The organism is Lutibacter sp. HS1-25 (genome assembly GCF_004121075.1).
GTDB lineage: Bacteria > Bacteroidota > Bacteroidia > Flavobacteriales > Flavobacteriaceae > Lutibacter.
Window position 1 is genome coordinate 30050 of the sequence record NZ_RHLN01000136.1, and the last position, 16130, is coordinate 46179.

A 16130-nucleotide genomic window follows, 5' to 3' on the forward strand; every position below is an offset into this window, starting at 1 on the left:
TACTATTTTATTTTTTTAAATACCAATAATTTGTTGAAGGATTTGTTTTGTTGTTAAATATATTTTCAATAGTGTATTTTTTTGCTTTTGATTTTTTTAATTGATGTGACCATTTTACTCTTTCTTTTGGTTGAAATCCTTTTCCGCTACATTCATATTCTGCATAAAATGAAGTTATTTCTGCTTCTAAATTATTCCAATTATGCCAAGCTTCAGATGCAATATGTTCACCCATTTCACAATTTATAAAAACCGTTTTAGCATATTTTCGCCAAGGTCTTCCCAAATAAACTTTAGTTAAATTTTCATCAGCAGTAAGTTTACAGTTTTTAAATACATACCCTAATTTTTGATTTTCAGGTGTTGAAGCTGCGGTTATATACGAATCTGCTTTGCTATGGATTATACAATTTTCAAATAAAACGGTAGCTTCACCAAAAATAAAATCGGTAGTTCCTTCAATATAACAGTTTTTAAAATATTGCTTAAATCCTTCTCCAGCTGTATAAACCGTATCTTGATATCCAAAAAATGCACAGTTTTCAAACAAAACCCTATCTGCGTTAATTGTTAAAGCAACTGCTTGCCCTACGTTACCTGCTGTATTTTTAATGGTTAAATTTTTGGCAAAAAAATCATTTCCTTCAACCAAAACTGTTGATGTATGAAAAGTGCTGTTTCTTCCTAAATTAATTTTATTAAAATAATCGCCATACAAAATAATGGTGTTTTCTTTGCTCTCTCCAATAAATGAAATTTTTGTATTCCAAGAGTATATGTGAACTTTTTCATAATAAACACCATTTTTAATGTTTATAATTACCCTTTTATACGGAAAAGCTTTTGAAGCATTAATTGCCTCTTGAATGCTAAAATAATCACCCAATCCATCTTTTGAAACAACTACATTAAATTCGTTTATTGTTTTTTTTTTACTGTTTTAGTTTCTACCGATTCAACTCCATATTTCTTTTTCCAACGTGCATATTTTTTAAAAACCTCTTTTGGCTGGTCTGTATACCAACCGTATCCATTTCTTCGTTCAGCTCCAATTTCTTCAATGCTATATTTTTTAACACCATCTCTATCACAAAAAAACGGTCTATTATCATCCAATTCCATAAAACGAGCCCAAATTGGTTCTGCATTTTCATCTGCTACCATTTTTTTGTCAGTAACTTTACCTTTTTCGTTATAAGTTCTTACTTCTTTTAAACCTGTAATTTTTACTTTTTCAAACCATTCAACAGCACTATTTATTGCTGTTTTAATTTCTTCGGAAGGATTTTCAATGGTCATTAGTAGCAATACTATTTTTGCAGATTCTTTACCACTTAACGAAGGTAACTCGTAAGCACGTGCCTTTGCTGGCAGAAAAGTATTTTCGTCGTGTTGTGCACACCAACTTGTTAACACGCCATTTTGTTTGTATTGTGTTTTAAGAATACAATCAATTCCCTTATCAAAGGCTATTTTAGTTCTTTCAATAGTTTCATCTGGAGCTTGAATTGAATAATAATCTGTTTTGTTTTTTATTTCGGCTAAAACATTTAAAATGTTTACCATAGAATCGTCGTTAAAAGTGATATGTGTATAATATCCTTTTTTTAACGGATAAAATTGCGGCCATCCACCGTTTTCATATTGAGCTTCTAAAATATAATCTAAACCCTTTAAAAACGCATTTTTATAACGTTGATCTGGAACCTGTCTGTACATTTTAGATAAAAATGTCATTTCCAAAAAGGTAGCCCCATTGTCTGTTGTAATATTATGTGTATCACTTTTTAAAGCAATCAAATTATCTTTTTCATCTTCAGTTAGAGGTTTTTGCATTTGGATGTTTTTTGGCCATCCGCCTATATCCCTTTGATATAACAATACATTTTCGGCAATATCTTTGGCTTCCTGAGTTGCAAACCAAGGTCCTTCATCCATTTGAGTAATTTTTTCCCAAGATTTATTTAGTACTTGGGCTTTGATGTTGATACTTGCAATACACGCAATAAATAGTATCATTGTTACTTTTTTTAAATATTTCATTTTGAATAATTTTTTAATCAATTTGGGTAATTCTTAATGCTATATAAGGTTTTAAAGGTAAACGAACCTCTTTGATATTTTTATCATAAAAGCGATAATTATCTACAGCTTTAGTTTCAAAAGTTAGTGGGTAATCAGTTATTGTCATATCCCAAGTATCTATAATTTCTACTTTAAATTTACAACCTTCCTTTAATTTTTCACCATCACCATTTTTTTTAGGTAAATTAAATAGCCAGGATTCTTTTATATCTTTACCTAAATAAATTAAATAATAACCTTTACCTGCAGATGCTGTTTTATAATCACGACTTATATCAGCCATATATAATGGAGCAGGAGCTTTTTCAATTATATTTCTTAAGAAAGCAATTCGTTTCCAACTAGATCCTTTAAAAGATCCACCATCCGCCCAAAATATAGTATCAGTCGCACCCTTAAACATATAAGTTTCACCGTGTGTTACATAACCGCCTCCAATTACACCATTCCAAATTAGATGAGTCATTTGTTCTGGACTGTATCTTCCCCATCTTGAATCTAAATTTCCTTCGTAACCAACTTCATCTAAAACAATGGGTTTTTTATAAATATTTCTTAAGGTTGCTACTGAATAAGGATTTTGAACAGGTGCTTCATCTTGAACACTTACATGTGAAAACGCTGGTTTTAAATAGTTATAGTAAGTAGCAGTTGCTCCATGAATTGAGCACAAATGATTATATGGATCATTTTTTGCAACTGTTTCTATTAAAACGTCCCAATCTTTCACGGTTTTTGCTGTTAAATAATCCCACTCATTAGCCAAAGACCACCATACATTTTTAAACGAAGCCAAACGAGCTGTTATATAATTAAGATATTTTATATTCACCTCAGTAGGCATAGAGTCAAAACCCCAACGTCCTTTATCGTAAGGATGAAAAAGGATTAAATCGGCTTCAATACCTAAAGCGGCTAAATCATCAATTCTTTTTTCTAAATGTTGAAAAAAGGCAGGATTGAATTTTTCAAAATCCCAAGTAAATATTTTATCCCCATTTGCATTTATTTCAATATTTTTTATTTCAAAAGGGTAAATTACAGGCTCTTCTTTTACTAAATTATAATCTTTTGGAAAAACGCACATTCTAACTTTATTAAACCCCGATTTTTTTAAAGATTGTAATGTTTCTTCTTGCAATTCGTTTCCCATATGTAACCACGCGTATGCTGTAGTTCCAAACGGATAGTATTGTTTACCATCAGCATATTTAAAGTAATAAGTATCGCTAACTTTAACAATTCCGTGGTTGTTGGCTGTTGCTTTTATACATTCAAATTCACCTTTTTTATTATTAAATTCAGGTATATTACTTTTAACAATATAATTCCATTTACCAATTTCTTGTGGCATAAATCGAATTTTAAAAATGTTATTTCCATCATAAAAACCATTTACAACAAAGCTTGTATCTTTATTGAAGAATTTAGCAGAAAGCTTTACATTATTGAAGCTATTGCCATTTATTTTATTAGTTAAACTGATTTCAAAACGCTGCCATTGTTCGACTTTTTTTTGCGAAAAAATGGAAGTATTTATTAGTAATAGTAACACTATCACCACAACTTTTTTTATTTGTATAAATTTCATAAATTAAATTTAATCAACCCTAAACCAATCAATATCAACACTTCCTGCATCATTAATTACGCCTTCCCTAAGAGCTAAAAAGCCCATTTTTGCACCAATCCATTTTCCTTCTCGAGCTGTAAAATCAGAGCCAATTTGCTTGAATTTTTTTCCATTTTCACTAAAAAAGAATTCACAAATACCTCCTTTTTTTACTTTTAGCTGTAAATAGAATGTGTTATCTTTTATTTTTATTGAATTACTTTCTTTTTCAATACCATTTTTATCGGCATTTTTACATATAACTTGAGATACAAAAAGTTCATTGTTCAACTGCTGAACTTTAAGGTAGCTATAATCTAACCCCATAATTAACAGTCCTGTTTGTTCTTTATTAAAACGAGCATTGAAAGTTAGTTTTGCGGTTGCTGTAAATTCTTCCGCAGGAAATTTTTGCAATAATAAATTAGGAACATCGTATAAATTTTTAGCTTTTTCTGGAATAGGACGGCAATACATTGTATAATGCCCCATACTTGTTGGAAAACCCCAGTATACTTGTGGATTTGCATGCCATTGCCATTGTAAGCTAAGTTTTGTATTGTTAAATTCATCAGAATCTTGAGGTGTTGAAATAGGGTAGGGCTTTCCTACATTTGGTTTTTTATAAACAGCAACAGGTTCTCCACTTCCATTTCCATCTTTATCATTTCCAATAACAGGCCAATCATTTACCCATTTCATGGGTTGTAAATGCACAATTCGTCCGTAAGCACCTTTGTCTTGAAAATGAAAAAACCAATCTTCACCTGTTTGCGTTTGCACCCAAGCGCCTTGATGAGGTCCGTTAACCTCCGTTTTTCCTTGTTCTAAAACCTTTTTCTTTTCGTAAGGACCATAAATATTTTTAGCTCTTAGCACCGTTTGCCAACCTGTAGAAACGCCACCTGCAGGTGCAAAAATGTAGTAATAACCGTTGTACTTATAAAATTTAGGACCCTCAATTGTTGATTCGTTTAAATGCCCATCAATAAGCATTACCTCATCGTTATTAGCAATTGTACCTTCTTGGTTCATTGTGCAAACTACTAACAAACTTTTAATTCCGGCTCTGCTTCCAGCAAATGCATAAGCTAAATATACTTTACCATCATTGTCCCAAAGTGGAGTAGGATCAATAATTCCCTTTCCTTCTTTCACTAAAATTGGTTCAGACCAAATTCCTTTAGGGTCTTTTGTCTTTACCATATAAATTCCATAATCTGGGTCAGGGTAATAAATATAAAATTCATTGTTATGATATCTTATACAAGGTGCCCAAACACCATTTCCGTGTTGTGGTTTGTCAAATACATCAAATGGAGGTTGTTTTTGAAGCGCATAATTTATCAAATTCCAATTAACCATATCTTTTGAATGCAATATAGGTAAACCCGGAACGCAGTTAAATGATGAGGCTGTCATATAATAATCATCTCCAACTCTTATCACATCTGGATCAGAATAGTCTGCGTGAATGATTGGATTTTTATAAGTTCCATCTCCATTATCTGCAACCCAAACTTTTGAAATAGTAGTTGTTTGTTGCGCAACTAAATAGCTAAAACTTGATAAAAACAATATGACACTAAATTTTCTCATAAGTTGATTGCGTTTAAAAACACCCAATGGTTTTAATTGATAAATTATTTGTTTAACTCAAGACTAGCCATAATAAAAGGACCTGTTCCTTTTGGATCGTTAGAACGAATAATTTCGTTCACGTAATATTCATAAGATCCATCTCTATATGGATCACCACCTAAACCGGCAACACCGCAACATTTATTAAGATTTACAACGCCATTTTCTTCAACAGAAATTAAATTATCAATAAGTCCTTTGTATCCTTTTTCTGCTACTGTTAAATATTTAGCATCTAAATAGCCTTTTTTAGCACTTTTTGCGAAAGTGTAAACAAACATTGCTGTACCAGTAGCTTCTAAATAATTACCTTCTCTATTACCTTGATCTAACACTTGATACCACAAACCTGTTTCATGCTGTACTGCGGTTATTGCTTCTGCATACTGATTTAAATAGGTTATAATTCTTTCTCTTCCTGAATGATTTTCAGGTAAAAAATCTAAAACATCAACCATTGCCATTCCGTACCAGCCCATTCCTCTTGACCAAAAATGTTGAGAATTTCCAGTTTCTTTATTTGCCCATCTTTGCTCTTTACTTTCATCCCAACCGTGATAAAGAAGTCCAGTTTTTTCATCACGACTATGTTTTTGAATTAAATCGAATTGAAGTACAACATCATCAAATATTTTTTGAGCCTTATCAGCATCATCTATAAAATCTACTGCATATTTTGTATGAAAAGGCTCTGCCATATACAATCCGTCTAACCACATTTGGTTTGGATATACTTTTTTATGCCAATAACCACCATCTGAAGTTTTAGGTTGTGTTTCCATTTGACTATTTAAAGTTTCCATAGCTTTTAAAAACCGTTCTTCTTTTGTTTTAGAATACAAATACAACAAAACATCTCCAGATTTAATCATATCCAGATTTTGGTTTGATAATTTATAGGTTTTTATATTTCCAGCACTATCAATCATTTCATCAGCATATTCGTATATGTAATTGTAAATTTTTGGATTGTTAGTTTGTTCATAAACTCTTGCTGCTGCACTTAAAACAAGTCCGTTTGTATAACTCCATTTTGGAGTATCTCTAAAATCTAACAAAGAGGCTTTTGGAAAACGATGAATTTCTGAAAGAATCATTCTTTCAGACCATTTTAAGGTATCTGAAATTTCTTTTTCTTTAACTATTTCAGCTTCATTAACTTCCTTTTTTTCATTTTTGCAACTGCTTAATAAGACTGTAACAAAAAGCGTAAAAACAACTACCAGTATTTTTTTTAATACAATCATGATGTTATAATTTATTATTGTTATTCAATTCTGTTAATAATTTATCTAAATAAGATAAAAATTCAACTTCAGTTTTAATTCCTTTAACTTCTTGTTCCCAAGCTGCTAAAAAATAAAAAGAAATTTCATTTGTGGTAGGTTTAAAAAGTAACAAATGATCGTGTTCCCAATCTGTAACTTCTTTAACCGTTTCAACTTTATAAAATATTGCCATTCCAAGATTATCAGGAACTTTAGCCAACGTTTGTTTACCGTAAGTAGCAATATATCCCCATTGTTTATTTTCACTTTCTTTAGTAAAGTAATTTACACCGTGTTTTACAATTCCTGTACAAATACCTTCAATTTTTTTTGAAGGAGTAATACTGTGTTTTGTATAACGCACATTTGGAGTTATTGATAAAACCTGATGTAAATCTATTGTGTCATTTGCAGTATTCCAACCATAATAATCTACTATAACAGTTGATTTATCTGGCGTATTTTCAACTTTAGCAAAAGTAGAATCTACGTTTTTAAAATGTAATACTTCGTTATTTGAAAATCTTCCAATTGAGCCTATACCTAAACCTTTTCCGGCTTTTAAAATATCCATTCCCCAATCGCTTTTTTCGTGGTACGAATCAAAACCATCTTGACCTACTTTTGAAAGAATCATATCTTCAGTAACTTTTCCAAAAATATCAATACAATTTCTCCAGTCTAAATACATTCTGTATGCAACTTTATTGCTTTCCCATCCTGGGCCTTCGTATCTAATAAACCAAGAATGGTCTGTATGTTGTGCAGGTACTTTTAGTTCTGTTACGTTTTTAAAAGTTCCATCAATATATTCTCTTCCTTCCCAATGCCCACCTTCTTTAATAGATAATTCGGCATAGGTTTTGGCAGTTTCCATATTGTAAACTGCTTCTGGAATTACAACTTCAACTGCTTCTTTTTTTTCTTGATTTTTACAAGAAATAAAGCTAATTAATAATAAAACTAGTGTAAATTTTAATGTTTTCATCTTGCTTATGAATTATGAAATAATTTTAATGATTTTTGAATATTTTGTCTAAAAAATGAATAATGTATGTTGATGTTTCTTCAAACCAAGGGTGAAATAACCAAAAGGAATGAGGTGTGTTTTCTATAATTTTTTTTTGATGATAAATGCCATACTGATCTAAAATTTTCACCATGTCATTATTTCCTGCCAAAAATCGGGGGTATTGACTTCCAATAAATAATATTGGCGGTGTGTTTTTATTGGTATGTGTTAATGCTGATGCTTGCAACCAAGTAGTTAATTTTTCTTGTGAATTTCCGCCTAACCATTTACCTGCCACTTCGCCTTCAAACGAGTCGGGATGTTTAAAAGCGATCACTCCATCTATATCAACAATAGCCCGTACAGCAGACGATTCAGTATAATTACTATCAGCATTTTCAAAGGCTAGATTGTTATTTGTTGTGCCAATTAAAGCGGCCATTTGACCACCAGATGAACATCCTAAAATAGCTACTTTTGTAGGGTCAATATTAAATTTTATTGCATTGGATTTTATGAATTGAATGGCATTTTTCACATCGTAAATACCTACAGGATAAATTGCTTCTGGAGACAATCGGTATTCAACTGTAAAACAAGTATACCCCTTTGAAGCAATTTTTTGTGCTAAAGGCTCCATAAGAGATTTGTTTCCAGATTTCCACCCACCGCCATGAATTAAAATAACGGCAGGTGAATCTGTTTTACTAGTATTTAAAAAAGCGTCAATATGTAATTTTCGCTCACCAATTTCTTTATAAACAATCGCTCTTTTTTCACTAACATTTTGATATGTTTGCGATGTTATAATTTTAATTTGAGGGTACTTTTTTATTAATTTATTATAAGTGCTATTTACCGTATAAGATGTGTCAATAGGATAATTTATTTGTGAAAAAATAGTATTTGAACACAAAATAAAAACAATCAATATGCGCTTAGTAACCTTCACTTAAATATAAAATTATTAATATTCAAAAGCACCTAAATCTGGAGCAGAGCCATTAAATGGCAATCCTACATTTACACCTTTATCAATTAAATCGCTATCAGCTTTTAAATGAAAAAAGGTGATATCTGGTAAGCTTCCATCAGCTTTTCTGGCTGAAGATAATTCACTATAATTGATACTTTTAAAATCATCAGCAGTAACAATAATTCCATCTTGCCAGCTGTTATTTGTAACATCTAAAATGGTACCACCTAAGCTACCAAATTCTCCTAAAGTATTGCTATTTTTAATAATTAGCTTTTCTGCAGGATTGGTATTGCTAAAAGAGTAATTTTTACCATTTTGATAAGCCGAACTGTTGTAAATTGTAATATTTCCTCGGTTGCTATTGTGATCAAAACCATCGTGTGTATTGCCAACAGCTATACAATTTGTATAAACTGCATTGTGTTTCAATAATTTATCATCACTACCACCTGTTTTAAATCCGTTACCATCACCAGCTCCAACACTTCCATTTTTTAAATATCCGTTTTTAAATGCCCAACAGTTTTCGTAAGTTGTTGTAATATTATCGTTTCCTCTTAAATAGCCATCCCAACCATCATCAAGATTTTGCCAAGCTCTGCATCCAATAAATTTGTTACCTGTACCAGCATCTAATTTACAAGCAAAACCATCGGCGTTTTCTAAAGTAGAATCTGCATTAAAAAAAGAATCACAGTTTAAAACGGTATTATTTGCACCTCCATTGCTAATTTGAAGACCTGTATCTGCGTTTTCACTAAAGGTACAAAATTCAATTAAGTTACTATTTCCAGACACATACATTCCGTTATCACCAGCGCCAAAAACATCAATACCTTTAATGTACCAAAAATTACCATTTAATTCGATTCCTCTATTTGAAGAATTTTCGCTCATTGAAGAAAAATTAAATTTAGGTCTTGTTTCATCATCTGGATATGCCAATAAAGATATTACATAAGATGCACTTCCACTTTGTTCTATTTTTATAGTTGAGTTAAAAATATATTCACCTCCTCTTACATAAATTTTTTCACCAAGAGTAGCTCCAGCAATCGCATCTAATATTTCGGCAGAAGTACTTACTACTTTACCGTCTATAATTGATGAGTCTGTATCTCCTGTTTTAAAAGTATACGTTGCGCTTATAGCGGTATTAACACCATCACTTACTTCAACATGCCAAAAATAAATAGTGTTTTGTTCAACTTCAATATCAATGGTTGTTTCTTTTAAATTTAACCATTCTTCTTTAGGAGTTTGATTGCCATCAACAGTATCTAAAAATAAGTTGTAACTTAATACATCTCCATCAGCATCTTTACTTTCACTTAACCATTCAAAAGTAACTTTGCCATCAACTGGTTTTACTGTAGCTCCCGAAAAAGGACTTGCAAGTGTTGCAGGAAAAGGAACATTGTTAGAATCCCCGTCGCCTGTAATATAAAATTTCCAAACATCAGATTGTGTAATAATATCTCCTGAATTTCTTGAAGAAACCATCCACGAATATGGGTAACCTCTTAAAAGCCTTACAACTGTTGTATTTGTTGGTACACCTACATTAAGGGTAACTTGCTCTGTAATTAGGTTTACAATTTTAACATCATACTTTTCAGTATTGGCAGATGCTTCCCAACTAAGCGTAACAGCTGCATTATTATCTATAATATCACCTAATTCACATTCTTGATTGTTGATAGGTAAGGTTAATACAGCCTTACCTGGAGTACCGCTGTAGGTAGGAATACCATCGTCGTCACTTGAACACGAAAATAGGAATGCACTGGCTATAAAAACCAAAATTGCTTTTAAATTTATGATGTGTTTTATGGTTTTCATAATTAATTATTTTTAACGATTTTAATTGATTTACTAACAGTTTCCGAATTGATTGATAACACGTAGATGCCATTTTGGAAATTTGATAAATCAAGATTTATTTCTCTATTTGAAGATACATCTTTGGTGTTGGTTAAGTATAATCTTCCTTGAAGATCATATAATGAAACCGTTGCTTTTTTATCTGATCCATTTACATAAACGCGAAGATTTCCTTTTGTTGGATTTGGATAAACTGTAATTTCTTCTGAAATAAATATGTTTTCTGAAAATTTACCTTGACAATCTGAATCTGTTGTAATTTCAATAGAATTTTGCCCAGCAACTAAATCAATTATTACAGATGATTGAGTAGTTGTTGTAATTTTACCATTGTGATTTATATTATAATTTTTTGCACCTAATAAAGATACTGTTGTGGTTTTATGATCCAAATCTGTTTTAGCATAAGCCGATAATGGAGTAGGACCTTCAATAATTACATTAAAGCATCGTTGGTAATTTTCTTTACCTTCAATAGTGATACAAAGTTTGTACGTTCCACTGTTTAGACCATCAATCACTTGCGCAAATTCATTAGTTGAAGAAAGGGTTGCAGATTTTGTGGTTTCCGACCCAGAAACTTCAATGTTGTAAGTGTAGTCCTTGTTTGAAGCGCTAATATCTATAGCTCCATTGTTTCCGCCATTACAAGAACTAGCTGTAGTTATGATGCTAAAATTATTAGCAGGAAGTTCAAATATTTCACATCCAAAAACATCAATAACAGCACCTATGGTAGAATTTGGACATTGATCTTCGCTATCTACAATACCATCTAAATCACTATCGTCACATACATCACCAATACCATCATTATCCATATCTGCTTGATCTGGATTGTAGGTATCTACACAGTTGTCGATTGAGTCTGAGATACCATCATTGTCAGAATCTTCACCCGCTATCAATTCAGGAATTGGATCCCAATCGTCATTTCCTTTGGTGAAATTGAAGGTGGTTATTTCTGTACCATCTTTAAGTGTTGGTGCAGTTAATACCGTTGACCAAGAAGCACGATTGCCCGAATTGTTTTCATTTGAACTTTCTTTAGTTCCGTATTCATACATCATAGATGATTCTCCACCTAAGGTGTTTTTCCAAGCTTCAGGCTCAATTAAAGATTTTCCTTCATAACCAGTATATGTTGAAACATCAATATTGGTATTGTAAAATACAACTTCGCTTGTTGTTGCTTGCCAAGGTCTCCCAAAAAATCCTGGTTTAGCGCCTTGTGTCGATGCTGTATTTACACCTGGAATTGTTGAAATCACATTACATTCGTACATTAAAAAACCTCTTCCGCTTCCTTGTTGAGCTGCAGTAATATAAGCGGCATCTCCACTTGTATCACTTGTATTCAATACAAAATCTGACTGATAGAACACAGCTGTCATACCACCAAAAATGTAGTCAACAGCACCCATCATAGCTCCTTTGTAAGCTACCAATCTTGAGTTTGAACCTCCATAAAAAGAATCTTGTCTGCCAACAATTCTACATTTGTTTAAAATTACTTTGTCTGTACCGTTTGCAATACCAATTGCAGCAGCACGTTCTACAAAACTTCTATTTTGAACTGACGTATTGCCATAATCCGTTGGACGAACGCCTTTATTTCCACTTCCTAAAACAACAATATCTTCTGATTCTTTTTTAGAAATATATTGGTTATAAGAATTTTCAATAATAATGTCTTCAGCAATAAATCCATTACTTCTAACAACCAGCGTTGCATTCCAGTACGATGCATTTGTTGTTCCAGATACATTGGTATATTGTTGGTATCCATTTGCTTTGTTAACAGCTAATGCTTCTGCATTCCATTTGTTATCAGTTCCCTGACTAAAATAGTTGTACCCATATCCATAATAAGAAGTAATACGCACTGCATTGTTTGCAATATCCACTCCGTTATTTGTTAATTCGATACTTGGTTCACGAGCAGCATTTTTTAAAGTAATATTAGGATTGTCAATTACAACCATTTCCTCATAATTACCAGCATCAATTAAAACAGTAACGCGCTCATTATTTGGTCTATCCATTTGAGAAATAGCCTTAAGAGCAGCATTAATTGTTTGGAAATTTTTATCAACTCCAACAGTTAATTCTGGACTATAATCAACCACTTTAGCTATTGCAATATTGGTAATATAGGTAGCACCAATAATTGTTATTTTAGCTGTACCTGCGGTAGTACCTGTAAAAGCATATTCAGTAGTTTCAAACTGCGAAGTGCTTCCGCTGGTTGTAGTAATTGCGTCTCCACCATCAATAGAAAAATTAGCAGCGTAATAGTACGTTACAATCATTTTTTCTCCTGGTTGAAGTGGCACATTTATTTCTCCACCTGCAGCACAAGATAAGTGACCTTTAGCTATTTCATTTTTAATGGCACCTGCGGTACCTGTAAATGAAAGTCCTTTATAAAATAAAGTACTTGTTGAAATAACTTTATCATTAAACGGCCAATTTGTAACCGGATTAAAATTTAATGTTTTATTAGCTATAGCGCCATTAATTTCTAAGTTTGAAGTCAAAGCAAGTGCAATAGGGTATTCATCTAAACCATCAACTTTAACCGTATAAGTACCATCTCTTAAAGCAACAGTATTTATATCACTAAAAGTATAACTATAATTAGTTTCATTTAAGTTAGAAAACAACAATGATAGTTTGCCTTTTTGTTCAGCATCTAAACCTGGTGTTTCTATAGTAACCGCATAAGTTGGTTTATTTGTAAAAACAATTTCAGCAGTAGTATCACTATTTGGAATTGTAATTTTGTTTTCAGGAATAAAATAATCGTCTATACCTTCTGAAGAAATGATATATTCAATAGTTGGTTCTAATTGAACTTTATAAGTTGCTGCATTTACATCAATAGTTGCTTTTGGAACAAAAACGGTGTTTGCAGAAGCATTAGGCGAAAAAATTAAATAAAGGTCGGAGATACTTGTACCTAAACCAGTAATAGCTCCAGAAACCGTATACAATTCAACTTTTTGTATTGAGATATCTTTAGTTGTTGTTGACTCATTTATAGTTAAAGTACTTCCGTTAGAAATTACATATCCATTGGCACTTAATAAGCTCATTTCATAAGTATATCCAATTGGTAATTTTATTTGATATGCTCCGCCTGTTGCTGAAGTTGACCAATTTTTTCCAGCTTCATTGGTAAACTGAATCTTATATTCTGAAGGAATACCTGCAGCCTGAGAAACATCTACATTTCCTGTTAAATCTAAATAATGAGCATCACTACGTATAACTCTATAATAACTTGGCTTATCAACTGCATCATAAATGTGGTAAGTACCAGCAGCTTTTGCTACAAATTTAAACTGAGTAAGCGTACCTGGTAAATCAAATACATCATCTTGCGTACTTGGATCTGGAACATATTCAAAATGAAGTTTTCCACCACCAGATTGTGCCAATGCCCAAATTGTTACTTCATCATCTTCACTTAAAGCAAGGCTTAAATAGCGTCCTGAAGCACCTGATGCATTCACGTATATTCTTCCTGAAAAATCGGTAACACTTGATAAATTTTCATCGTAACGACTTACATTTGTGTTTGAAGTTCTTAATCTGTCTGAAGATCCACCAACCCAACTTAAAACTCCAGCAGAGAATGAAGGCAATGTTACACCAGCAGTTCCTGCAACAACAGAAGCATCGTACCAAGCATTGATATCATCTTCTGTTAATTTATTATTGAATTTGGTATCGTCTAATTGAGCAGCACCAAAATCCCAAACATCAGGTAAACCATTTGAAGGTGCAATAGCTGCAGCATTTTCAATAGTTAACCCGTGAAGATAAACTTCAGCAGTAGGGAAGTCAACACTTTTTAAGGTTGCAGTGATAACACCAGCCGGACCAGTATATGAAAAACTTGAAGCAAATGCATCCGAAATTCTAATATTTTGTGCTGCAATTGACCCTAAAACATTTGAATTTTCATCTGTAAATTCAAATATTGCATCTTTTGCACTTCCGTAGATATCAACAATAAAACTAATTGTAGCATTACCTGCAACAATTATATCAAAAGAGTTTCCTGGAAAAGCGACCAAACCGTGTGTAGCATCATGAAAACCAAATTTACCTTTATCGTCTGTTGTATTGCTGTTTGCGGTTACAATACCATCAGCAGTTAAAAAAGTTGAATATCTTAATGATGTGTATGATGTTTGTGGAAAAACAGATCCATCAGCAAAACTATAAGAATAAACTACGCCTGGCTCAGCTTCAACAACTTTACTATTATCGCTAACAGTTATTAGATATGTTTTTGGATCGGTTGTTTGATCTGTAAAACCAATCTTTAATACATCTCCAACTATTTCTGCGGAAGCGATATCGCCAGTTACCACAGGAGTGTATGTTGAAAGATTTTGACCTGCTAAATCTATAAGAATTGAAGCAGCTTCATTAGTTGCACTTACAACTGTACCAGCATTAAGTGTTACAGTAGCGTTGCTACTTGCGTCTGCTCCTGAAGTAAAATCAATAACAGTTCCGTTTATTGTGATTGTTCCTGTTTTTTGAACCCAAGGTGTTAAACTTACATCAAAAGGCACTGGAGAAACTTCAATATATGGCAAATAAGTTGTACCACCTCCTGTATGATTTAAAACCACAGTTCCTGCTGTACCAACATATAAAAAATCTACATATAAAGGTGTACCATCGCTAAAAGTAGCTCCTGTATTGTTACTTTGTGAAACAATATCAAAAGCACCAGTAGTGCTTGAAACATCAATGTTACCACCAGAATATTGATCGGCTCCAACTCTAATATAGCTATTTCCAGCTACTTGAAGGGTAATTATATTGCCATCTTTAAAAGTAATTCCGTGTTGTGAACCGTTTAATCCCAAACCATTACAACATCCTGCATCAATTTTAAAAAGTCCGACTTCTATATTGTTTGAAGGGCTTGTAGGTACAATACTTTCATTTCTTAAATCAAATGTGTAAGCTATGTTTTTTTCAGGTGAAGTAAAATCTTTTCCAAACTGAGCTGGAATTACTTCAACATTAGGTAAATAAGCATCACCACCAGTACCTGCAACAGTTTTAAAATTTAAAGTAGTTGCTATTCCTGAATACACAAAATCGAAGGTTTCACCATCATTGGTTACAAAAGTTTTTTGCTCACCAAGATCACCTGTATTAGTAGCTGTACCCAGTATATTTAATTTTGAGTATTTAGAACTCGTAAAACGAATGGTACAACTTCCATTAACAGCAATGTTAATTTCTTGGTCTACTTTTAGATTAAGGCCATAATTTACCGAGTGGTATTTATATGCACCACCCAATGTTAATTTACCGTCAACACTTTGTTGGTTGGTAATAATAGTTCCATCAGTAAAATCATAATTTACGGAGTTTTGATTTTGTCCGTATGACAAAATCACTGCCATAAAAAATGAAAAGAATAAAAAAAGGATTTTTTTTATCATAATAATTGGTTTGGTTTTAGTAATCGTAATAGTAAAAAACAGTATCCTATTGTCTTTGTTAAAACAAACAGAAAAATGTTAATTATTAAGTTTTACTTTTGAATTTATGTGCGGTTATATTTACTAGTTGTTATTAAATAAAAGAGGTATGCGAAATAGTGCATACCTC

At 32.2% G+C, this 16130-nt stretch carries 9 protein-coding genes; all 9 read right to left on the bottom strand.

Going from position 1 to position 16130, the window contains the following annotated elements:
• Positions 1-7: 7 nt before the first annotated feature.
• From EC396_RS18140 to EC396_RS13385, 9 genes are read right to left on the bottom strand one after another with little or no spacing between them, the layout of a single operon-like run.
• The gene (locus EC396_RS18140) at positions 8-886 is read right to left on the bottom strand and encodes a pectinesterase family protein (RefSeq protein ID WP_240665706.1); all 879 of its coding nucleotides are present in this window, start codon (positions 884-886) and stop codon (positions 8-10) included.
• A 32-nt stretch (positions 887-918) separates the two neighbouring features.
• A complete protein-coding gene (pelA, locus tag EC396_RS18145) occupies positions 919-2043 on the bottom strand; it encodes a pectate lyase (RefSeq protein WP_129367096.1) in 1125 nt (374 codons plus the stop codon).
• A gap of 13 nt (positions 2044-2056) precedes the next feature.
• Complete coding sequence (locus EC396_RS13355; protein WP_129367097.1) at positions 2057-3676, bottom strand: DUF5060 domain-containing protein; 1620 nt, start codon at positions 3674-3676, stop codon at positions 2057-2059.
• Positions 3677-3685: 9 nt separating this feature from the next.
• On the bottom strand, positions 3686-5296 hold the full coding sequence (locus tag EC396_RS13360; protein WP_129367098.1) for a glycoside hydrolase 43 family protein: 1611 nt from the start codon (positions 5294-5296) through the stop codon (positions 3686-3688).
• 44 nt (positions 5297-5340) lie between these two features.
• Positions 5341-6585, bottom strand: coding sequence for a glycoside hydrolase family 105 protein (locus EC396_RS13365; protein WP_129367099.1), 1245 nt, complete (start codon positions 6583-6585; stop codon positions 5341-5343).
• Positions 6586-6589: 4 nt separating this feature from the next.
• Positions 6590-7594 (bottom strand): DUF4861 family protein, encoded by a 1005-nt coding sequence (locus EC396_RS13370; protein ID WP_129367100.1) that lies wholly within the window; start codon positions 7592-7594, stop codon positions 6590-6592.
• Positions 7595-7619: 25 nt separating this feature from the next.
• Positions 7620-8549, bottom strand: coding sequence for an alpha/beta hydrolase (locus EC396_RS13375; RefSeq protein WP_240665707.1), 930 nt, complete (start codon positions 8547-8549; stop codon positions 7620-7622).
• 36 nt (positions 8550-8585) lie between these two features.
• Entirely contained in the window at positions 8586-10439 is a 1854-nt protein-coding gene (locus EC396_RS13380; protein WP_129367101.1) for a right-handed parallel beta-helix repeat-containing protein, read from the bottom strand.
• Between the two features lie 2 nt (positions 10440-10441).
• Complete coding sequence (locus EC396_RS13385) at positions 10442-15961, bottom strand: pectinesterase family protein (protein ID WP_129367102.1); 5520 nt, start codon at positions 15959-15961, stop codon at positions 10442-10444.
• Between the last annotated feature and the right edge of the window lie 169 nt (positions 15962-16130).